Source organism: Sorangium sp. So ce204, from assembly GCF_051526795.1.
Classification (GTDB): domain Bacteria; phylum Myxococcota_A; class Polyangia; order Polyangiales; family Polyangiaceae; genus Sorangium; species Sorangium cellulosum_B.
In genome coordinates this window covers 3,292,009-3,313,900 of record NZ_CP150317.1, presented here as the reverse complement: position 1 = coordinate 3,313,900, position 21,892 = coordinate 3,292,009, and the positions used below count along the sequence as shown (strand labels likewise).

The window sequence follows — 21,892 nt, the reverse complement described above, 5'->3', positions numbered from 1 at the left end:
TCAGGGCTGGGCGGGGTTGAGCCAATTGGATGGGATTGATTCGTTGGCCGGCGTGAGGACTCCAAATGGGTGAACAGTCACGTCCGTGAACCCCATATCCTTGAATAGACGCAGCTGATCGTCGACACACCCCGAGCACGTCTGTGGATTGAACCATCCGCCCATGAGGATGATCGGGGTGTCCAGGGTGATCGCGGCGACCTTTTCTCCCGGCACGCCCATGAAATCTTCGAGCTCCCTGAAGTCAAGCGTGCCACCACGGTTAAGGGGGTACCAGACACCCACATCGTTCCAGACGCGGGGCTCAGCGGGCAGGTATCTTCTGATCTTGTTGATTTGAATCTGGGCCTTGAATAATCGATCGACAGCCTCTCCCTTGTATTGAAGAAGCGCTTCGGGGTGTATTCTCATGTCGGGGTGGACGACGAAGATCCGTGCCCCCGAGGCCCTCATTTTCGCCATCCAGTCGTCCACCTCGTCGGGTGATCGAGGCAGTGGGATGTGCCCCGTCTTCGGGTTGTCCAGCTTCAGGCGACACGTGGAAAGGCCGAGGACGTCGGCGTGGTGCGCGGGCGAGCCTCCGAACCCATAGCGATCAGGACCGGCGGCGAACCCGAGCGGGTCCGGGGAAAGCCACCGCATCGACGCCGGATCGAATACCCGGAATCGCGTGGCGAAGAGGCCGGTCTCCTCGTCCTCGTAGTGGCCCGCCAGCCGGAACGGACATCGTGGACCGCCCTCCTCCGCGCGCTCGTCGACGATGCGCCCGTACGCATCCATGCGGGCCGACCACGCGACGTGCCCGTCGGCGCGCACGAGCTCGCCGATCTTGCCCACCTGATCGAAGACGCAGAGGTAGGCGATGCCCCGCTCGATCTGCACGACAGGGATCGCGCTGCCCGGAACGTAGAGCCACTCCCGGCCGAGCTCACCGTCCCGGTACTCCGCGACGATACGATCGCCGTGCCACAGGAGCTCGGTCGTCCGGACGGGCTCTTTGCTCCCGCGTTCATACGTCGCCTTTCGCACGCGCCTGCCAAAGGCGTCGTAATCGAGCTCGATCCGCGTGCCTCCCGGCTGCCGCACCTCCAGCAGCTGGTTGCGGCCGTTCCATCGATAGCCCACCTCGCAGCTTCCATCGTCGGCGCTCACCCGCCGCCCGGCGTCGTCGTGATCGATGCGCCACGACCCTGCCGCCATCACGCGGTTGCCAGGGCCGAGCACCCATCCTTTGCCGTCCCCGCGGACCATCCCTCCGGGCCGAGCCGTGAACCGCTCGCGCACCTCGCCGTGCTCGACCGACAGCAAGGTGCGCCCGTCCGCGTGGCTGTAGCGCGTGACTCCCCATGCGTCCGTGACCGCTTCGAGCAGCCCGTTCGAGTACCGCCAATCACGCTCGAGCGCCGTGGCGCCGGCGCGCACCACCTGTCGCCGGAGCCGGCCGCCCTCGTCGAAGTCGACGCGCATCGTGACCTCCGAGCCCCCCTGACGGAGCGTGTGGACCAGCGCGTCGCCGGCCTGGCCCACCCGGATCGCCAGCCCCTCGCGCTCGATGTGATAGCCGCCGCCGGGGACCACGCCATACCGTGTCACGATCCCCTCGGGCGACCGCATGGAAGAGAGGTCTCCGTGCGTATCGACCTCGTAACGCACCTGGAGCCGGCCGGCATGTTCGTCCACGCCCAGGCCACTCTTCAGGTAGACGAGCTCCGTGCTGATCGAGCGCCCTCCTTGCTCGTGCACCGCCCGCGTCAGCCGCCCTCGCTCGTCGCGGGAGAAGTGACACCGGCCTCCGTCGAACACGTCCTCCGCGACCCGCCCGCCACCGTCGTAGCGAACCCGCCTCTCCTTGACGCCATCGTGGATGGCCTCGGCGCGCCCCGCAGCGTCGTAGCGGACGCGCAGCGTCGCCCCATCGAAGAAGCGCTGCCGCGTGATCAGGCCGTCCGGATCGATGTCCTGCTCCGCCCGGTCGCCCAGCGCGTCCACGGCGCTCACCACGCGCCCCCGCGCGTCCATCGAGTAACGCACGCGCTGCTCACCGAGGCGCTCCTCGATGAGGCGCCCCTGGATGTCGCGTTTGAGCATCAATGGGCCGACGATCGATCCCTCGACGCCGACGAGGCGGCCCTCGGTGTCTCGCCGGTAGCGCAGGGTGGAGCCTCCCCTCGTCTCGGAGAGGGGCCACGCCTTGCCCCCATGATCTGCGCTCATCAAGGTGGCGCCGCTCGGCGACGTCACCGCCACGAGCGAGCCCTCCGCGTCGGTGGCCATGCGCAACGCGCGATCATCGCGCGCGATCGCGACCACGCGATCCCGCCGATCGTAATGGAACTGCACCGCGCCCGCTCCGTCCGCGACCTCGACCGGGCGGGAGCGCCGGTCGAAGCGGGTCCGCGCCGAGGAGAGGGCGCCCTGCTGCGCCCCCACGCAGTTTCCCCACGCGTCGTGAAGAAACGTGACGCGCTCCTCCCCTGCGCGTGACAGCGAAACCAAGAACCCACGCTTGTCGTAGTCCGCGGACGTCACCCGCTGCTCCGGATCGGCCGCGTGGATCATGCGGCCCTCCTCGTCGTGATCGAACCTCCAGCGCCCGCTGCCGGGGAGCTCCAGCGCCGACAGCCGGTCTCGCTCGTCCCATTCGAGGAGGGTGCGGTGCCCGTTCGGCGACGTCACCTCGGTGAGGTTGCCCCGCGCGTCATAGCTCGCCTCGAGGCGCTCGCTGCCGGGCCGCTCGATCGCCGTCAAGCGCATGAAGTCGTCGTAGGTGTAGCTGACCACCGCGCCGTCGTGCTCGCGCACGCGGACCACCGCATACCAGTCGTTCATGCGGTACTCGGTCCGGGCGCCGTGGCTGTCCTCCACCTGGGTGACGCGGGCCTGGGTGTCGTACGTGAGGACGTGGTCGAAGAGGCCGCCGTCGCCCCAGGTGCGGACGCACCTGGCCGAGGAGTCGCGGCCGTCATAGCCGAAGTAGTAGCTCTCGCCGACGCGGTTCGTCTCCTGGACCATCAGGTGGTCTTCGTAGGCGTACCGGGTCACCGCCCCTCCGGCGTCGTGGACCTCGCAGAGGTCGCCGCGCGCGTCGTACACGTATCGTGCCGCCACCTCCCACGCGCCCTCCTGCTCGGGGTGCGGCAACGCCAGCGTGACGAGGCGCCCCTGCTCGTCGTTCACGAGCCGCACGGCGCGGCCGACCGCGTCGACGATCTGCACGAGCAGCCCGCGATCGTCGTACTCGAAGCGGACGGTGTGCCCGCGCCTGTGCCACGCAACGAGACGGTAGGTGGGCCCGCCCGTGCGATCGGGGACCACGCGGGCCAGCTCGCGGCGGCTGCCGTCCTCGCTGCTCACGGTGAAGCGATCCTCGTGCGCCCGCCGGAGGGTCAAGCGGTCGACCGGATCGGTCACCTCGTCGCCCACCCTGAGCTGCCGCGCCGGATGGTCGAAGGTGTCGAACTCGATCTCCCGCCCGTCGCCGAGGCGGAGCACCATACGGCCCGGCTCCGGCCAGAGCGCCTCGTCATACGCGTGGCTCCACCCCCAGCCGAGGGAGGTCTGGCGGTGCGACCAGCTCGAGTAGTACGTGCGCTCGAAGACGAGCCGCCAGGGCCCGCGGAGCTCGGCGTCGATCGCGCTCGTCAGCATGCGACCGGTGGCCACGTCCACCGGGTGGCCGGTGAGGAAGCAGAACAGCCGCGGCCACCGGTTCCGCAGCCGGTCGAACCGCGAATGCGAGAAGTACCTCCGGATGCGCCTCCCGACCCCCTCGCGCAGCGGAGCGGTGATGAACTTCGACGGAAGGATGCTGAACGCGGCTGACAGGAAGTCGATCGTCGTGCCGCCTCCGACCAGCACGGGCCGGCCTTTGGGCACGGCGATGATGAACGACAGAGGCAGCGGGATCGGATCGCTGCAACTGAGCCCGGTATCCCCCATCCGGCTCATGCTCCCTCCCATCGCGTTCACGCTGTCGGAGCCGGTGATGATGACCGCCTCGTTGGGCGGGATGGGCGGGTCCGGCTTCACGACGTCATCGGGGCGAATCGGCGGTTTCAGGCGCGGAAAGGGCAGCCATGAGCCCATGTACGGGTAGTGGAGGATCGGCAGCCCGCGGACCTCGGTGCCCGCGTTGGTGGCCGGCAACCAGTTGACGAGCACCGGCCCGACGAAGCCTCCGCCACCCCCCAGAACACTCCCCAGGACGTTGGTGAGCGCGATGCCGGCCACCAATCCGCCCAGATCGAGGACGAGACCGACGAACGGATGCGGAAAGGGGCAGACGAACGGGGGGATGGGCGGGCGGAGGACGATTTGAAGGTGGAAGTCGAGCCCGATGACCGGATCCAACCAGGTGCTCGCCAGTCTGGCCATTGGTCAATATCACCCCTGCCGCAGGCGGGTGAGCAGCTTGGCCGCCTCCGCCGCGAGCTCTGGATCCGCGGCCACCTTCTTCGTCCAGACCCGCAGGATGCACGACAGCGCCTGCCGCTGGATCTTCAGCGCGTCGAGCGCGTCGCCGGCGCGCCGCCGCTCCTGCCCCACCGCGATCCGGGCGTACTCCGGCAGCGAGATCGGGCCGCGGAAGCCCTCCACCGCGGCGACGTAGGCGCTGTCGTAGGCGGCCCGCAGCCGGCCTCCCCGCCGCGCGCCTTCCTCCTCGAGCGCGGCGCGCCAGCGCCGCTCCACGCTGGCCCACGCGCCTTCATCGAGCGCGTGCGCGCGCAGCACCTCCAGCCGCGGCGCGCGGCCTTCAGCGATCTCGGCCGAGATCGCGGCGTAGCGCTCCACCGGGACGTCCTCGGGGCTCACCGCCGGCTCCCGATCGGGCGTCCTCGGGCTCTCGACGAACGGGAGCGCTCCTCGGAGCGCCACCAGCTGGACGACGGGGACGGTGACGGGCGCGTGCTCCATGAAGACCTGCACACGCGACGTTTGCCGCTCGATCGCCTCGACGCTCGACGGCGCGGGCAGCGACGCTGGAGCGTCCACCGCCTCGCCTGCCGGCGCGCCGGCCTCGGCCGGCATGAACGGCAGCGCGGGTCGCTTCAGGGAGCGCGGCCGCGCCGTCACGGGGATGGCGTCGCTCGCCTGCGGGCCGGCCGTCACGATCACCGCCCCTTCCTCCGACGGGTGCGCGAGGTGCACGATCGCCCTCCAGGTCAGCGTGCAGATCGCCGCGTCCGTGTCGATGACCACGATGTCGCAGCGCAGCTGGAGCTCCTGCGGAGCGCCCCCCGCCCGCCGGACCGTCGCGAGCGGCGTCACCTCCTCGAGCGCGGTCGTGAGGTGCGGGTGCGCGGGGTGCAAGTGCTCGAGCTCGATGCGCTCGCCGGCCCGGACCTGATTCGCTTGCTGATCGGCCGGCGCAACATTGAAGTAAGCGGCGTCGATGTCCGCGGGCAAAGGTTGCTCGGCCCAGCGATCGTGTCGAAACACGGCCGCGTGCCGCCCGAGGTGCGCCGAGCGCTCTGGCCAGGCCGGCGCGATCGGGCCGAGCCCCGCCGGCGGGATCGGCCCGATCGCGCTCCGCAGCGCCGCTCCCACCGGCGTGAGGTTCGGCGCGGGGCGCGGCCCCGCGGCGTCCGGCGACACGCTCTCGGGCAGCCCGGCGGGGTTCCACGTCCCTGGCCCTCCCGCGGCGCGTTCCCAGCGGAGCGGCATCCGCGTGAACGGCGCGGCCTTGGTGAACGATCCATCCGGCATCCACCAGCGATCGCCGTGCACCTCGACGGCCTTGCGCGTTTCGCCCACCGCGACCCGCGCCACGAGCGAGGTGACCGGCTCGCCCCGCGGCGCGTGCGCGTGGCCGACCACGACCACGTCCACGCGCCGCTTGAACGGCGCGAGATCGCTCGCCGCACGCAAGCTGCCCCGCCCGTCCTCCCAGGCCACATCGGCCTCGAACGGGTTGACCTGGACCGCCGCGAGCGGCGAGGTGCCGGGCCGCAGCGCGAAGGTCGCCTTGCAGACGATCGTGAGCGCGAACGCTCCGGGCCGGGGGCGCCACAGCTTCGACGCGACGGGGAGCTGGCAGGCGGAGGAGACGTGCACGGCGGGGGCTCAGGAGTTGAGCAGGATGCGCCGGCCCTGGATATCCACGTCGTCCGTGGCGTCGATCTCGACCTTGCCGGCGGTCTGCCGCAGATCGCCGGAGCTCGTCAGATCGATCCCGCCTCTCGCGCGCACCTCCAGGCGTTCGCAGTCCATGCGGATGTCGCCCCGGCTCTGGAGGTCGATGGCCGCCGAGGCGAAGCGAAGGACCGGGCCCTCGGGCGTGAAGCGAATGGAGAGCTCGACCTCACCCGCCGGGCTGCGGATGGTCAGCCGATCGGGCTCGTTCGGCGCGACGGCCGCGGTGTGGCCCGTGGACAGGGTGAGCGTCGGACCGGGCGGCGTCAGGTCGACCATCGCCACGAGAAGATCCGCCGGATCGTCGGCGCCGGGCGCCTCCTCGCCGGGCTCAGGGGCGGGGTCGCGATCTCGAGCGCCTTGCGTCTTCCTCATCGTCCATCTCCACCGTGCTACCCCTGGGCCGTTGAGGGAGCGCTGTGAGGGAGGGTACACGACCACGTCCTCGTGGTCGCCGACTCCTGTCGTCTCTCATCCCGCCCATCTGCGTGTTCGCGAACATGGTGCCTGCTCGACCCAGGTGGAGCTGCTCGCCGTCGATCTTGACGAGCTCCTGCGCGGTCACCAGCGTGTTCTCGCCGAGGGCTCCCGAGGCCGCGCAGGAGCCACGCAATCATACCATAGGACACTCAAATGGGTGCGCAGGAAGGTCGCGGAGCCTGCGCAGGAGGGTCGCCGGGACCACGCAGGAGGGCTGCCGGGGCCGCGCAGGTGCTGGAAGAACTCCACGACGGCCATGAACGACCGGGAGCCGGAGCGCTGGTGTACTAAGATGCCTTGATCAGCGTCCCCACCGTGACGTGCGGGAAGGTCAGGCCACCGAAGCGCCGAACGCGCTCGTGGTGATGAGCCGGGTGATCTGGATCGGCTCCTGATCCTTGAGCGCCTTGCGCAGCGCGCTGTTAAGATCGTCGATGAGATCCTGCGTGACGGATATGCTCGATGATCACCTCCCGGTACGCGGCGTCGGTGGGCCGCAGATCGGTGGTGAACATGAAGAAGCCGAGGTAGATGTCCCTCGTGGGCGCGGCGGCGATCATGTCTCTTCCTTGCTCACCGGCGCTCGGGGTGTGGGGCCAGAGGTCGCTCGATCTCCGGGCGTCACAGCCCGATCACCTCGCGCAGGTAGGTGCGCGCCATCTTGGCGTATCCCAGCGGGGACCCCCTGGCCGGATCCTGCTCCGCCTCCACCACGAGCCACCCCTCGAAATCGGCCTCGGCGAGCGCCTCGAGGATCGGCGGGAAGTCGACGCTCCCCTCGGCATCACCCGGTACCGTGAAGACGCCCTTCAGGATCGACTCCTTGAAGGACAGGTTCTGCCGCAGCGCCTCCTCCATCACGGGACGGCGAATGTTCTTGAGGTGGACGTGCTTGACGCGCGGGCCGTGGGCCTGCACGAGCGCCAGCGGGTCGTCGCCCGCGAAGGTGATATGGCCGGTATCGACGAGCAGGTTCACGAGGCCGGGCCTGGTCATCGCCATCAGACGATCCACGTCGGCGCGGGTCATCACGCCGGTCCCCATGTGATGGTGGTAACAGAGGCGCATCCCCGCGCCGTGGGCGATGCGGCCCAGCTCGTTGAGGCCGTTGGCCAGCGCGTCCCACTGGCCGTCGGTGAAGACGGGGCGGTTCGGGACCAAGGCGATCGGCTGCTGGTGCGACGAGCCGCCCAGCTCGGCCACGACGAGATCGGTGCCGCCCATGGCCTTGATGAAGCGGAGCGACTCCTCGAAGTCGGCGATCGTCTTTGCGTGCATCGCCTCGATGGTGAAGTACGTGCTGGTCCAGGGCTCGGAGACGCACAGGCCGCGCAGATCGAGCTCGCGCTTGAGCACCGCCGTGTCCGTCGGGTACTTGTGCCCGACGCTGCACCCCTCGAAGCCGGCGAGCGCCATCTCGCTGACGCACTGGCCGAACGGGATGCCGATGTCGATGTCGAGGAAGTCATCGTTCCACCACCCCGTCGGCGTGATGCCGAAACGGATCCTCTCGCGCTTGAGCTTCGCCTTCGTCGTGTGCATACGTCGCCCCTCCTCCTGGTTCCGCTGGATGCCGTTGGATTCCGTCGTTCGCCTCGCCGATCGCCTCCCCTCCCCTGGATCACCTCGAGATCTCGTCGTCGCGTCGTCAGGTCAGGCGGGCTCCCGGACGGGCGGCGCCGCCTGGTCGAGGAGCGTGAAGGCGCGGAGCGCCTCGGCGACGCTCCACGCCTGGGCGATGCAGCCGCGCGGCGCGAAGGGGGCGTCACCATCGAAGATCTCGCTGATCGAGCCGAGACCGGCGGCGTTGATGTGGTCGCCCATCGGCGCGAGCAGCCGGCGGGCTGTGACGGGATCGCCGTAAACGCGGAGGTGCGCCTCGATGAACGGGCCGATGAGCCAGCCCCAGACCATGCCCTGGTGGTAAGCGGCGTCGCGGCGCTCCTGATCGCCGCCGTAGAGCCCCTGATACGCCGGATCCGACGGGGCGAGCGAGCGCAGCCCATACGAGGTCAGGAGCGCCCGCGCGCACGCGTCGACAACGGCGCGCTGTCGCTCGGGGGAGAGCAGGCTCTCGGGGAGCGACACGGCGAAGATCTGGTTCGGCCGGAGCGCCGCCTCGGCGCCCGCGGGCCCGTCGAGGACGTCGTAGCAATAGCCCGCGGCGGCGTTCCAGAAGCGCTCGAAGGACGCGAGGGCCCTCGCCGCCATCCCTTGATATGGCTCGGCGGGCTCGCCGAGGCGGGCGGCGAAGGCGACCATCACCCGCAGCGCGTTGTACCAGAGGGCGTTGATCTCGACCGGCTTGCCGATGCGCGGCGTGATCACGCGATCGCCGACCTTGGCATCCATCCAGGTGAGCTGGACGCCGTCCTGCCCGCCGCGGAGCAGGCCATCGCCCGGGTCGACGTGGATCCCGTACCGCGTGCCCCGGATATGCCAGTCGACGATGTCCCGCAGCACCGGGAACAGATCGCGCAGGAGCCCGTCGTCGCCTGTCGCCTCGTGACAGGCGCGGATGGCCTGGAAGTACCAGAGCGTGGCGTCCATCGTGTTGTATTCGGGGTGCGCGGCGCCGTCGGGGAAGCGGTTGGGCAACATCCCCTGATCCACGAAGGCGGCGAACGTGCGGAGGATCGGCGCGGCGATGCTCGCCTGTCCCGTCGAGAGCGCGAGCCCGGGGAGGCTGATCATCGTGTCGCGGCCCCAGTCCTCGAACCAGGGATAACCGGCGATGATGCTCTTGCCGGGGCTGCCGCCGGGGGTCTGCGCGCGGTCCACGACGAACTGGTCGGCGGCGAGGACGAGCTGCGAGACCCAGCCGGGGGCGGCGGCCGCGCCCGGCGGCCGCGCCCCGCTCCACGCCGAGAGGAGGGCCCGATCGCGCGCGCGGCGGCGCGGGAGGGCCTCCCGATCGACAGCGGTAAAGCCGTCTCCGGCCGCGGCGAGGAACACAACCGTCTCGCCGGGCAGGAGGGTCGCCTCGAAGGTCGCGACGTGGAGGTGGTCGTCGCGGTCGAGGAGCCCGCGCGCCGTCTCGGCCGGGAGCGCGAAGCCGCGGTAGAGCTCCGTCGCGGGGGTGGCCGCGCCGCCTTCCAGCTTGAGGAACAGCGGCAGCGCGTCGCCGGCCGTGACGACGCGGACGCCGCCCGAAGCGGCGCTGACCTCGGCCGGCCACGCGACGGAGCCTGTGTTGTGGAAGACGCGGTTGTTGGCGATGGCGCGCGCGGTGAGGCGCAACGGCTCTCGCGCCTGGAGCGCGGTGTAAGCGACGTAGGTGGTGTTCTGGCCGTGCTCCATCCAGATGCGCTTTTCGAGCAGCGCGTCGGCGCAGGCGTAGCGCCAGCAAGGGATCGAGCCCTCGAGCGAGAAGTGCTCGATGTTGACGAAGCCGCTCGGCGCGACGGCGCCGCTCGCCCAGCGGTTGGTCGCGAGGTCCCAGGCCGCGCCCCGGTAGGTGACGGCCTCGTCGAGCTTGACCAGCATCAGCCGCCGATCGACGGGCGGCCGCAGGGCGGCGACGAGCAGCCCGTGGTAGCCGCGCGTGAGCGAGCCGGCCACCGTCCCGGAGCCATAGCCGCCGATGCCGTTGGTGACGAGCCACTCGCGGTCTTCGGCGATCCTCAGGTCGCCGCAGATCTCCCTCCCCATCCCGACCATGCGCTCCTCCTCCGGGACTTCTATCGCCCACCGAACCGGCTCGACGCAACCCTCGAATTCGCCGGCGGGCCCTCGATCGGCCTCGCCATCGGCCGATCCCTCGCGACACCACGTTGCCCCCCGTGCCGCGCTATCGCTCGCCGACGACGGGCAGCGACCGGCGCGCCGGCGTGTCCTCGGAGGACGGGATGCGCGGCGGATCGGCCCACGACCCGAACCCCTGCGGCTTGGCTCCGGCGGGGTGACCGCCGATCGCCGTCCACAGCAGCCCCTCCACGTACGAGGACGGCGAGACAACGAACGTCACGTCCTTGGGCGCGGGGCCGTAGGCCTCGGTCCAGGCCGTGGGCAGCTCGTACCAGACGCCGGAATACCACATCTTGAGGATGTTGCGGGCGATCGGCCCGAGCTTCTCGTGGCCGAAGATCTCCCGGCGCAGGAAGGCGTCACGCGCCTGCCTGTCGCTCCCCTGCCCCGCCCCGCCGTGGATCGCGAGCAGCTCGTCCACCACGGCGGCGCCGACGACCTCATCAGCGGACTTCAGATACGCCTCGGCCTGCCCGGTCCCGTGCAGATCGAACACGGCAAAGGCGGTCACCTCCGCGGAGAAGGCGAGGAATCGATCGAGGCGGCTCGACGCCGCGCTCGCGCCGGCGACCGCGGCAGGGGCGTCCGCGTCCGGGTAGAGCTCGAAGGTCGGCGCGGCGGTGAACTCGCTGTTCGGCAGCGGGTTGCGGATCAGCTGGGTGATCAGGTTGCGGAACTCGAACATCTGCGGCACGGCGCTCATCAGCAGCGCCGGCTCGCCGTTGTAGGCCCGCGTCAGGGTCTCGAGGAACTTCGCGTAAGCGCGGTTGAAGGCCACCGCCATGTCGTACAGCTCGGAGCCGGCCGGCAGCTCGGCCAGCTTGACGTCGGTCTTGATGGGATACGCGCCCTTCCAGTCGACGGTGAACGCCGGCCCGGTCGGCTGGCCCGGCTGGTCGCCCGGCTGGTAGTAGCGACCGTGGGTGAGCTGCTCGAAGCGGTAATAGTGCGACAGCTCCTTTTCCCGGTCGTAGATGCTGGACTCGGTGCCCTCGCCCTGCTCCATGATCAGGGTGATGGCCCGGCGCGCGCTGGCCAGATCGATCACGGGCAGCAGCTCGCCGCCGCCGGAATAGTAGTACTCCGGGGTGATCTGCCGCCCGCGATCGCCGACGAAGATCGTCTCGCCCCGGGCCTGCGCCTCCGCCTCCAGGCGCACGAGGCCGTCCTCGATGGCCGCGTAGAACTCACCGATGCTGTAGTACTGCATCTCGGCGTCTCCGGGGTGCGCGCCCAGCACCGTGGCGCCGGCCGGGGCGGCGCGGCGGACAAGCCGCCCGCCTGCCTTCTTCGGCCGCTCGATCTTCTTGAAGGTCTCGATGGCCTCGATGCCGAAGGGGGCGATGTGGACCTGGAAGTCGGTCTCGCCGTCCGGCAGGTAGGCGGGGTAGCTGGGCACGAAGCCCTTGACCGTCAGGTCGGGCGTGCCCTTGACGGCGTTCAGCAGGTTCGCCGCGAGGGTCAGGTGGAGCATCTCCTCGACCGCCACCACGCGCAGGATGTGGACGGCATCCGGGTTGGTCCCCGGCTTGATCGAGTAGAGCGCCGCGAGGTACGGCGGGATCGTGGCGTGCTCCAGCTGGAGGGCGTGCTGCAGGTAATGGTGCAGCTCGGCGAGCGTCTCGATCTTGTTGCGCGGCGCGGGAGGTTCGGATCGTCTCGAGTTGATCATGGGCGCACCTCGCTTCAGTGGAGCTGCTTGAGCATCGCGCGCGTGCTCCGGTAGCAGAGCGCGGCGAGGGTGAGGGTCACGTTGGCGGTGCCGACCGAAGGCATGCTGCCGGCGCCGACCAGATAGAGGTTTTCATGATCCCAGGAGCGCTGGTCCGTGTCGACGACCGACGTGCGCCTGTCCGATCCCATGAGGTGTGTGCCGGCCAGGTGGTTGCCCCCCCGGATGGCGTACCCCTCGCCCTCGTAGGCGACATAGCCGTAGTCGCCGGGGTCGTACCGGGAGAAATCCACGACGCCCAGGCGCGCGAACATGGTCCTGGCGAACTGCCGCGCGTACGCGGCGCCGCGCATCGTGTACTCCGGCACCGTGAAGGAGACCACCGGGCGCATGTTGCCGAGGCGGTCGGTGTAGCGCGGATCGACGGTGACGCGGTTGCTCTCGCTCGGCAGCACCTCGAGCATGAACGCGAACAGGAGCTGGCGCGAGATGCGGTCGACGAGCCCGCGGCGCAGCTCGTCCCCGAAGTGGTTGTGCTGGTCCACGAGCTCGGCCAGATCCGTGAAGGGCGAGCCCGTCGCCCACCCCCAGCCGTCGTTGTGGATGTCCACGCTGAAGGCCGCCTGGCTCCGCCGGAATGGCCCCGTTCGCAGATCGATGATGCCGCCGGTGCAGCTCGTGCCGCGCGTGGTCCCGCAGACCTCGGGCATCAGCCCCCAGCTCAGCAGGTAGGAGTGGTCCATCAGGTTGCGGCCCATCAGCCCGCTGCTGCTCCGGACGCCGGATGCCAGCAGGAGCCGCGGGGTCTCGATGGCGCCGGCGGCGAGCACGAAGATCTTGCCCTTGACGGTCACCGTCTCGTGCTCTGACGACTGCGGGTCCTTGTAGACCTTGACCTCCAGCGCGGTGACGCGCCCGCTCTCGGGATCGATCACCACCTTCGAGGCGACCGCCTGGACCATCAGGTCGACCCGCCCAGTCTCGAGCGCCTTCGCCAGCGTCTTGCCGGCGTGATACCGCGCCTGCACCGGGCAGAGCGGCACGCAGTTGGTGTTGCCCTGGCAGCGCTCCCCCTCCTCCACCTGGTGGGTGCTCACGGCGCCCACCGGCACGTAGCCCTTGCCGCCGTCGTATGCGGGGTTGGGGACGCCGTTGCGGGCCTGCGGGTACGCGCGGATCCGGATGGAATACGCCTGGTCGTGCAGCTTGACCTCGGTGCCGTCGATGCCCTTGCCGACCCTCTGATCGAGGTAGGACAGCGGCAGGCCCTTCATCGGGTACACGTAGCCTTCGGGGAAGCGGAGCCCCAGGTACGTCTGCTCCCCGACGTCGGCGGAGACGCCCATCTCGCGCTCGGCCACCTGGTAGTCGGGCTCGATGTCCTCGTAGCTCAGCGGCCAGTCGACGCCCTGTCCGAACAGCGTGCGGACCTTGAAGTCGTCCGGCAGCATGCGGGGGGTCTTCGCCTCCCAGTGCATGGTCGTTCCGCCGAACACGCGCGTGTAGTTGGTATCGGTGACGTAGGGGCCCGACTGCACGACGTAGGGAGCCGGGTCGGTCTCGCCCGGCTGGAGCTTGCGGAGCTCCGGGCTGCGCGGCATCCGCGCGTTCGGGTTCTCGGGGAACGGCGACTGGTTGTCCTTCGACGACGCCGCGAAGAAGTTGGCAAGGTAGGACTCATAGCCGGAGATTGACCGGTTCGTCCCCGCCCCCGCCTCCAGCAGCAGCACCCGCTTGCCCGCTCGGCTTAGCTCGTTGGCCACGATCGCGCCGGCGATCCCGGAGCCCACGATCACGGCATCATAGCCGTCATCGGCGGCCACCGCGCAGGCGTCCGTCCGCAGCGCCGTGTCAGTTTTCAACAGCACGTCCCGCCCTCCCTATGTGGATGATGCCCCCCGATGTCCTAAATCAGAAGAGCTCGGTCGCTGTCAACCACTTCATTGTATCGGTCACGTGACGCCGGGATCGGCGCTCCTGCCGCTGGAATGAGCGCGGGTCGACGCACGCGAACCAGGCGCGCCGCGGCGTTCAAAAGATCGCTCCGCATTGCCCGGCGCCCCCGGAGGAGCCCCTGCCTGCCCCGGGAGCACCGCCAGGGTTTCTGCGAGGATGAGGCGGACGCGGACGAAGGTAGACGTAGCGGACCCGCACCGTGATCGGCTGCGCGCCTTCGAGGGGGCGCCCGGAGGCGTCCTTGCCGTCCCACGAGAACGTCGTCTCGCTGTTCGGCTCGCGGGGGCAGGCGAATCGCTCCTCGAAGCGCCGGCCGGCGATCTCGACGACCAGGTCGATGCGCTCGAGCGAGGCGGGCACGCCGCGGCGGCTGAGCGGGATCGTCAGGACATCAATCCGAGCACAAAGAGCGCGTCGGACCAGAGCGGCCAGAGCGTGCGGTACGGGTGTGTCGCCAGCACCACGCCGCCGCTCGGCAGGCGGCGGACGTGGAAGGGGGCGTGCTCTTCGAGGAAGCGGACGTGGCCGCGCGTCGTGATGTCTGCTCGCCAGGCAGGCGGGCCCTCGCCATCGGCGGCCGCGTCGATCTGGCGGAGCAGATCCATGAGCTCCTGCGCCTGGGGTTCCGCCGCACGCCATGCGTCGTCAGGCACCGCCGCCGCCTCGAGCGCTTCGAGCAGCGTCTCTGGCGGCGTCGCGAGCGCCTTCAGCACGGTCTCGCGCGAGAGGGAGCGCGTGAGCTCGCTCGTGCCTTTCACGGGCACGCGCGCGCCGCGCGGCGCGGCGTCGACCCGCGCGTGCAGCGCCTCCAGCGAAATGCCCGCGATGCGCGAGACGCTCTCCTTGTCGTGGACGCTCACCCAGGAGAGGGCGAGGTCGCGCGCGAGCTCCGCGGCGTTCGCGTTGTAGGTCGCGCACATCTCGATCGGGGCGAGCCATTCCTGGTTGATCGTGCAGGCGCCGGTCGGCACACGCCCGCTCGCGTCCGGCGCGCATAGGCGAAGCAGCAGCTCCTCGATGTCACCCTGAACCAGGTGGTAGGCGACCGCGGCCTCAGCCTCCACGGAGCGCGGGGCGTAGCTGCCCACGAGGATCTCGTAGGGGAAAAAATCCCACGTGCGTTCGCCCGCAGTCAAGCGGAGCGGGCCCCAAGGGTGGCGACGCTCGCATTCGTCGGTGTAGCACTTGAGCTCGAATACCATGTCGCGTTCGGAATCGTTCAGCCTCATGCCGGAGAGGAGGTGAGCGTTGTTCGTTCCTCCGAAGTGGACGCGGTTCATCGCGAGCACTTCGTCCACGGAGCGCGTCTCGCACCCCTCCTCGGAGCTCATCATCAGGCTGATGAGAGCCCCCGGGCTGACGAGCGCCGACAGCGCCGCGGCGAACGCGTCGAGCCGTTCTGCGTCGTCACACCACGCATAGAACCAAGGTTCTGATTCGCTCATAGCCGGATCACCATGATGATTTTGTCGGAGTCTATCAGGGTCACTCTCTTGCGCGTGCTTAAGTTGAACAGGTAGCCGTCCCGAACGATAACGTTTTCATCATCGAATTTCGCACCCTGCTCCATGATGAGCTCGTACCGAGCCACGTCCCCATCCAGCCCCTTCTCCTTCAGCGCCTTCATCGCGTTCGTGAGTTGCTTGCGCACCTTGCTGACCGGGATCTTTCCGCCCTTCGCCTCGCTCACGATCAGTTGGTGCCCGCTGGATATCGACACGAAGTCGGGCGCCGCCCCCTCGCTGCCACCAGGGCTTGAGTGCTTTGGAATGCCGACCACCTCGCGCACGCCGTCATCGCCGACCCCGACGAGCGATCGACCGTCGTCCACCAGGAACTTGGCCGCCTTCGTCTCGAAGATGTCCACCTCGACCTTGGTGATCGCCCCCGTGAGCGTCTTGTACCCCCGGACGCGGTTCGTCTTCACGATCTGGGCGAACGCCTCCTCGATCTCGGCGATCTCCCCGGCCACCCGGATCGCGGCCGGCCGCAGCCCGCTGGCGGTCTTGATCACCCGCCACATCGGCCCGATCGCCGCGACTCCGAACCCCACCCCCGAGAAGATCCGCTCCTCGTCGCTGAGCTCCTGCCCCGACGGCAAGCACCACGCCTTGCCCGTCACGGCCTCGCACAGGTCGAGCGCCGGCCCCACCACCGGCACGAAGCCCACGCCGAGGCGCGTCGTCGCGTGCACCAGCGTCTGCATCACCTCCGCGTACGCCCCGAACCCCTCGGCGACCGTCGACATCGCCCCCGCGAACGCGCTGATCGTCTGGTAGAGCTGCGTCTGCTCCAGATCGAACCCCTCCCCCGTCCACAGGTTGAGGTTGTCCTTCATCTGGTCCGCGAGCGCGTCGAACCGCGGCTTCAGCACCGTGTCCACCTGCACCCGCAGATCTGGCGGGATCGGCGTCTCGATGAACCAGTCCGACGCATCCATGAGCTGCCGCACGAACCCGGTGATCCGGTTCTGCGCCTTCAGGAACGCGTTGGTCTCCGCCAGCGACACGCCCATCCGGTCGCGCAGCGCGATCTCCAGCGCCGCGCTGTTGGCCCTCCACGCCCGCACGTTCGCCACGAAGTCTGCCCGGAGGACCACCACCCGGCCGCTCACGTCCGCTTCCAGCGCCGCGAGCACCGCGTCCGCGTACGCGGCATAGGGATCCCTCCCGTCGTCGAACGCCCCCTCCACCTCCGCGATGTCCGGCACCTCGACCCACGGCACCTCGCTCTCCCCGAGCGAGTACGCCTGCGGATCGTCCGGATCCCACCCCTCGGCGCGCGCGTCTTCCGTCGCCAGGTCCGCCACCTCGTCCGCCTGCGCGCCGAACTCGTCCATCAGCCGCGCGAGCTCGTCCTCCAGATCGCTGACGCTCTGCTTCAGGTCGTCGACGAGCTGCTCCATCGCCGCGCGCGTCGCCGGCGCGACCGCGTCCTCATACCGGTCCAGGATCGCCTCGAGGTCGGTCCGCGAGATCTCGTCCAGCGGCCGGCTCACCAGGTCCTTCAGCTCGGTGTCGAGCTGCTGGAGCAGGTCCATCTTCTCCGCCAGCAGGCCCACCGCCCGTGCGTTCGCCACGAGCGCCTCGCGCTCCTTGGCGATCTCGGCCAGCAGGACCTCGATGTCGCGCGCCAGCGCCGGGTTGATCTCCGCGAGGCTCAGGTCGAGGGTTGTGTCGCCGGAGAACGCCGTCCCGCTGCGCCGCACATGGAAGAGCGGCTTGTTCAGCCCGAGCGGCTCCGAGACGAGGCTCACAAGCTCGTGCGCGTCGGTGCACCAGTCGTCACCGCCAGCGTTCCGCACACCGAAGTGGAAGTCGTTCGCTCCGAACCGGAGCAGCACCGAGTCGAACTCCGCCTCCGCCTGGTGGCTCTGCGAGCCGTCATCGTGGGTCACCAGCGTGTCCGGAACCTCGTAGGTGGGGAGCGGCGTGTCGTTCACATGGAAGTACGTCCCTCCGTTGTGAGCGAGGAAAGGGGCCTCGCACGACGCGCTGGATTCCGTGCTAACCCAGTCCAGCCTGTACGGCGTGCCGGCGCACGCGAACGAAGGCGCCAGCACCGCCAGCGCCGTGACCAGCGCGACGAGCCTCTGGAACACCGCGGCGCTCCAGCCAGGCCGCGCAACGTCCTTGGAGCCTCTCATGTCCCCTCCGCGCCGCGCACGGCGGCGTCATACGCGATCGCGGCGCCCTTCACGTCCCCCGCGTCGAGCCTCGCCTGAGCCGCGTCGAGCTCCGCCGCGGCCATGCCCTTCTCCCGCAGCGCCGCGAGCCCCGCCGCGATCTTCTGCGGCACCCCCGTCCTGAGCTCGGCCTCCGCGGCGTCGAACCGCCCTCGAAGCTCCGCGCACCCGGCCTCGCGCCAGGACGGCGCCGCCATCGGCGTTCAGAAGCTCGGCATCGAGCTCGGGCTGCAGGCCTTCCGGCGAGTAACGTGGCGCACCGGAACACGCGGAAAGCTCGCCAGCCGCTTCTGCTTTCGCAGAGTGAAGCCGGCCCATGACGATGGGTCCGAGCCCAAGGACGGAGAGGTCCTGTGGCTCGTGATCGAGTGGCCGCACGACGAAACGAAGCCGACGAAGTTTGCCCTGACCACGCTGCCTCGCCGGATGAGCAAGAAGCAGATCGTCAGAACCCTGAAGGAACGATGGCGCACGGAACTCGCCTACGAGGAGCTCCAAGGGGAGCTGGGGCTCGACCACTATGAAGGACGGTCGTTCCCTGGATGGCACCATCACGTGTCCGTAGTCCTGTGCTGCTATGCGTTCATTGTTGCTGAACGCGTGCGGCATTTCCCCCCCTCGGTCCGAGGGGAAGCGCAAGGCTACGCGCTCCGTATCGCGGCCTGAGCGCCACTTCGCCGACTCCTTCACTACTCTCCGCCTCGCCATAGCGTACGCCCTCATCGCATGGCTCCCTCGATGCCCTCTGTGTCACCGTCGAGGGATCCCACACTCTCCAAAGGGTCAACTGCATTCTTTTACGGCGGAGTGCGCAACTGAGGGCGGGGTTGTGTCGACAGACACGAGATGAACCGCCAAGACACCAAGGACGCCAAGGAAGAAGTGAGGAGCGAGCCCGGCGCAGAGTTGGATCGCCTCGCCCACCGCGTGATCGGCGCCGCGCTCGAAGTGCACCGAACCCTCGGCCCTGGCTTCCTCGAAGCTATCTACGAGGAAGCGCTCTGCGTCGAGCTATCCTTGCGCCGCATTCCGTTCGCCCGGCAAGTGCCCATCGGCGTGGATTACAAGGGGAATCTAGTGGGTCAGGCTCGTTTGGATCTCGTGGTGGATGGTCAGCTCGTCGTCGAGCTCAAGGCCAGCGAGTGCATTGCCCCGATCCACGTTGCGCAGCTTCTGTCATATCTCAAGGCGGCAAGACTACGGCTTGGCCTCTTGATCACCTTCAAAGTGTCCTTCCTCCGTACCGGTGTCAAGCGCGTGGTGCATTCCCCGTAAATTTGGCGATCTTGGCGATCTTGGCGGTTCCTCTCTTTCCGCGACGAACCTCCCGCAGTAGTGCTAGGACACTGCTCGGCGTGGATCGCGCCCCGAGCGCCAGGTTGTCCGTCCTCAATGCGCGGACAGTCGCGGAACCGGAGAGGTGTGCTTGGAGGTGCGTGGCGCCACGGCCTGCGGACCGGCCGCGGGGGAGGGCGCATGGTCCTTCATCTTGTCGATCGGCGAACAAGGCGTTGGTCAGAGGAGAGCACGAGTCGGTCACGTCGCGAGGGAGGCGCCGGAGCCGAGGGTTGGTAGCGGCGGTGTGCCGCGGCACGGGGGAGCGGCGTGCCCGGCGCCGCAGGCAGCAGGCCACGGAGCCAGTGGAGGGGGCGCACGAAGGAGAAAGAGTTGCGCAGCCACCACAAAAGGCGCGCGACGCCACGCCGGGGCTGCGCAGGAGGCCCACCGGGGCTGCACAGGGGCCGGACGATGGTGACGAAGGACACCAACAGGGGTGCACAGGAGGGGCGCGGGGGCCGCGCAGGACAGGGACGAATGTTGCGCAGGACACCAACGGGCGTGCACAGGAAGGCGCCCAGGCTGCGCAGGACGGCCGGCGGCGCTGCGCAGGAGGGTCGATGGGGCCGCACAGGACGGCGCCGGGTCGTGTGCAGGAAGGTCAATGGGCTGTGCAGGACGGCCGACGGCGCTGCGCAGGAGGGTCGACGGGGCCGCACAGGACGGCGCCGGGTCGTGTGCAGGAAGGCCCATGGGCTGTGAAGGACGGCCGACGGCGCTGCGCAGGAGGCCGCCGAGGTTTGTACAGGAGGGCCAATGGGCTGCGCAGGACGGCCGACGGCGCTGCGCGACGGGCAGGACCGGCGCGATGGGAGCGGTCCAATCATCGACACGCGCAGTCGACCGAGAGGGTGTAGCTGCCTTCGGCCCCGGCGTAGCCGTCCACCACCAGGTAGGATGTCTGGCCTGGCGCGCTCGTCCAGCTCACGGTCTCGACGGTCTGTAGATCCAGCGGGGTCGAGGAAGCCATCTCGTTCGACTGGAAGGGATCGCAGGCGGAAAGCAGCAGGAGATCCAGGTCCGTCGCGAGGTCCTCGAGCGTTGCGACCACCATGCACTCGGTCGTCGAGGAGAAGGCATAGACCGTCTCACGCCCCGACTCGGCACGAGCGGTCAGGGCGTATCCCGTCCACACGTTCGCGCGCCCCTGGCTCGTCGTGCTGTGATTCAGACGATCGCCACACGTGATCGGTAACGCTCCCCCACACAGGTCGGCCGCGTTGTCCACGCCCCCGCCCGCGACGCTGCCCCCGGCGCCGCCCGGGTCGCCGCCGGCGCCGCCGTGGCCGCCCCCGGCGCCGGCCGTTCCCGCCGAGCCGACGGCGCCGCCCAGGCCGCCGTTCGCGACGGATCCGCTGGCACCGCCGCCGCCGGTGGCGCCAGAGCCGTTGCCGGCAGCACCACCCGTCGCGGACGCCTCGTGCACATCGTTACCGCACGCTGTGACCATGAAGACCGCGCAACCAAGAGCCAAGTGGAGTCGAAGCACGTTGCCTCCTTCCGTTCCGCCTGCGCCCCGCAGCATATCATGCCAATTCGGTGATCTGCCCCGAGGCGCTCCTCACCGAGAGCGGCCTCCTGCGCGCTATGCTCCGTCATGCTCGCGTCCAGAGGTCGCCTCGTGTCCCGCGCGCACGTCGCAGCGCTCATGCTCGTTCTCCTCCTGCCAGCCGCGTGCGCTCGCGGCCCGGCCGCGCCATTCGCGGCGCCGTCGCGGCCCGCCGGCATCGCGGCGCTGCGGCTCGCGGACTGGCAGCCCATACCGCTCCTGGCGCTCGAGCGCACCGCGATCACCCACCTGGCCGTGCCCGCAATCGATGTCCACACGCACCTGCACCGGGTCGTCGACGTGGCGGCCGAGGTCGCGCGCATGGACGCGCTCCACGTCGAGACCCTGGTCAACCTCGATGGCTCCTCGGGCAAGCGCCTTCTGCGCGAGCTCGAGCGCTTCGACCGCGCCTATCCAGGGCGCTTCCTGACCTATGCCAACCTCGACCTCGCGCTCGTGGGCGCGCCGGGCTGGGGCGAGCGCGTGGCCGCGCAGCTCGCGACCGACTTCGAGGCCGGGGCCAAGGGACTGAAGATCTTCAAGGAGCTCGGGCTCACGGTGCGCACGCCCGAGGGCCGGCGCGTCGCGCTCGACAGCCCGGAGCTCGAGCCGGTCTGGCGCACGTGCGCGCGCTACCGCCGGCCCGTGCTCTGGCACGTGGCCGACCCGGCGGCGTTCTTCGCCCCGCTGGACGCGAAGAACGAGCGCTGGCACGAGCTGCACGAGTTTCCGGGCTGGTCGTTCGCGGACCGGACGCGCTTTCCAACCCGCGCGCGGCTCTTCGAGGAGCGCAACCGCGTGATCGAACGCCACCCCGACGTCACCTTCGTGGGCGCGCACATGGGCAGTTCGTCCGAAGACCTGAAGCAGCTCGCGGGCTGGCTCGATCGCTTCCCCAATCTGCAGGTCGATATGTCCGCCAGCATCAGCGAGCTGGGCCGGCAGCCGCGCGCGGCGCACCGCTTCTTCGTGCGCTACCAGGACCGCGTGCTCTTCGGCACCGACCTCAAGAGCGCCAGGACCGCAGGCTACGAGGTCTATGCGCGCTTCCTCGAGACCGAGGACGACTACTTCGACACCGAGGCCGCGAACGGCCGCCAGGGGTTCTGGAGGATCTACGGGTTGCACCTGCCCGCGCCCGTGCTGCAGAAGATCTACCGCGACAACGCGCGCCGCCTGCTCTGGCCTGCAGATCCCGATCGGCTCGCGGCACACCCGTGACGCGCGGCGCCCGGCGCGACACACGATGTTCCGTCCCGCGCGACGCGCGTTGTGGGTAAGGGTCAACTTTGACCCGAAATGGTCAAGGTACCGCCATGCGCGCCGCGCTAGC

General features: G+C 69.5%; 15 protein-coding genes and 1 pseudogene. 3 read left to right on the top strand and 13 right to left on the bottom strand.

Annotation, left to right across the window (positions count from 1 at the left end; translation table 11 throughout):
- From WMF22_RS12640 to WMF22_RS12585, 12 genes and pseudogenes are all read right to left on the bottom strand, one after another.
- On the bottom strand, positions 1-4,350 hold the full coding sequence (locus tag WMF22_RS12640; RefSeq protein WP_438035926.1) for a DUF6531 domain-containing protein: 4,350 nt from the start codon (positions 4,348-4,350) through the stop codon (positions 1-3).
- A 33-nt stretch (positions 4,351-4,383) separates the two neighbouring features.
- Positions 4,384-6,054, bottom strand: coding sequence for a DUF2169 family type VI secretion system accessory protein (locus WMF22_RS12635; protein WP_438035925.1), 1,671 nt, complete (start codon positions 6,052-6,054; stop codon positions 4,384-4,386).
- 9 nt (positions 6,055-6,063) lie between these two features.
- Positions 6,064-6,507 carry a hypothetical protein gene (locus tag WMF22_RS12630; RefSeq protein ID WP_437299331.1) on the bottom strand — a complete coding sequence of 148 codons (444 nt, stop codon included), beginning with the start codon at positions 6,505-6,507 and terminating at the stop codon, positions 6,064-6,066.
- 527 nt (positions 6,508-7,034) lie between these two features.
- Positions 7,035-7,172: a hypothetical protein gene (locus WMF22_RS12625; protein ID WP_437299330.1), complete on the bottom strand. Its 138-nt coding sequence runs from the start codon at positions 7,170-7,172 to the stop codon at positions 7,035-7,037.
- A 61-nt stretch (positions 7,173-7,233) separates the two neighbouring features.
- Positions 7,234-8,154 carry a myo-inosose-2 dehydratase gene (gene iolE / locus WMF22_RS12620; protein WP_438035924.1) on the bottom strand — a complete coding sequence of 307 codons (921 nt, stop codon included), beginning with the start codon at positions 8,152-8,154 and terminating at the stop codon, positions 7,234-7,236.
- A gap of 111 nt (positions 8,155-8,265) precedes the next feature.
- Positions 8,266-10,272, bottom strand: a complete 2,007-nt coding sequence (locus WMF22_RS12615; RefSeq protein ID WP_438035923.1) for an amylo-alpha-1,6-glucosidase — start codon at positions 10,270-10,272, stop codon at positions 8,266-8,268.
- Positions 10,273-10,921: 649 nt separating this feature from the next.
- Positions 10,922-12,031 (bottom strand): annotated as a pseudogene (locus tag WMF22_RS12610) (ferritin-like domain-containing protein); the annotation flags it as partial.
- A 14-nt stretch (positions 12,032-12,045) separates the two neighbouring features.
- Entirely contained in the window at positions 12,046-13,896 is a 1,851-nt protein-coding gene (locus WMF22_RS12605) for a GMC family oxidoreductase (protein ID WP_437301556.1), read from the bottom strand.
- Between the two features lie 166 nt (positions 13,897-14,062).
- The gene (locus WMF22_RS12600) at positions 14,063-14,347 is read right to left on the bottom strand and encodes a hypothetical protein (RefSeq protein ID WP_438035922.1); all 285 of its coding nucleotides are present in this window, start codon (positions 14,345-14,347) and stop codon (positions 14,063-14,065) included.
- Between the two features lie 23 nt (positions 14,348-14,370).
- Positions 14,371-15,432, bottom strand: a complete 1,062-nt coding sequence (locus tag WMF22_RS12595) for a hypothetical protein (protein WP_438035921.1) — start codon at positions 15,430-15,432, stop codon at positions 14,371-14,373.
- Positions 15,429-17,633 (bottom strand): hypothetical protein, encoded by a 2,205-nt coding sequence (locus WMF22_RS12590; RefSeq protein WP_438035920.1) that lies wholly within the window; start codon positions 17,631-17,633, stop codon positions 15,429-15,431. The genes WMF22_RS12595 and WMF22_RS12590 overlap by 4 nt, the downstream gene beginning before the upstream one ends.
- Positions 17,630-17,869: a hypothetical protein gene (locus WMF22_RS12585; protein WP_437299325.1), complete on the bottom strand. Its 240-nt coding sequence runs from the start codon at positions 17,867-17,869 to the stop codon at positions 17,630-17,632. Before WMF22_RS12585 ends, WMF22_RS12590 begins: the two co-directional genes overlap by 4 nt.
- 163 nt (positions 17,870-18,032) lie before the next feature.
- Here WMF22_RS12585 and WMF22_RS12580 point away from each other — a divergent pair, with 163 nt between their 5' ends.
- Together WMF22_RS12580 and WMF22_RS12575 are read left to right on the top strand one after the other, a co-directional pair.
- Positions 18,033-18,338 carry a hypothetical protein gene (locus WMF22_RS12580; protein WP_438035919.1) on the top strand — a complete coding sequence of 102 codons (306 nt, stop codon included), beginning with the start codon at positions 18,033-18,035 and terminating at the stop codon, positions 18,336-18,338.
- Positions 18,339-18,518: 180 nt separating this feature from the next.
- Positions 18,519-18,947 carry a GxxExxY protein gene (locus tag WMF22_RS12575; RefSeq protein WP_437299323.1) on the top strand — a complete coding sequence of 143 codons (429 nt, stop codon included), beginning with the start codon at positions 18,519-18,521 and terminating at the stop codon, positions 18,945-18,947.
- Positions 18,948-19,833: 886 nt separating this feature from the next.
- Here the strand turns inward: WMF22_RS12575 and WMF22_RS12570 are convergent.
- Complete coding sequence (locus WMF22_RS12570; RefSeq protein WP_438035918.1) at positions 19,834-20,460, bottom strand: hypothetical protein; 627 nt, start codon at positions 20,458-20,460, stop codon at positions 19,834-19,836.
- A 198-nt stretch (positions 20,461-20,658) separates the two neighbouring features.
- Between WMF22_RS12570 and WMF22_RS12565 the strand changes: the two genes are divergently transcribed.
- Complete coding sequence (locus tag WMF22_RS12565) at positions 20,659-21,780, top strand: amidohydrolase family protein (RefSeq protein ID WP_438035917.1); 1,122 nt, start codon at positions 20,659-20,661, stop codon at positions 21,778-21,780.
- Positions 21,781-21,892: the final 112 nt, after the last annotated feature.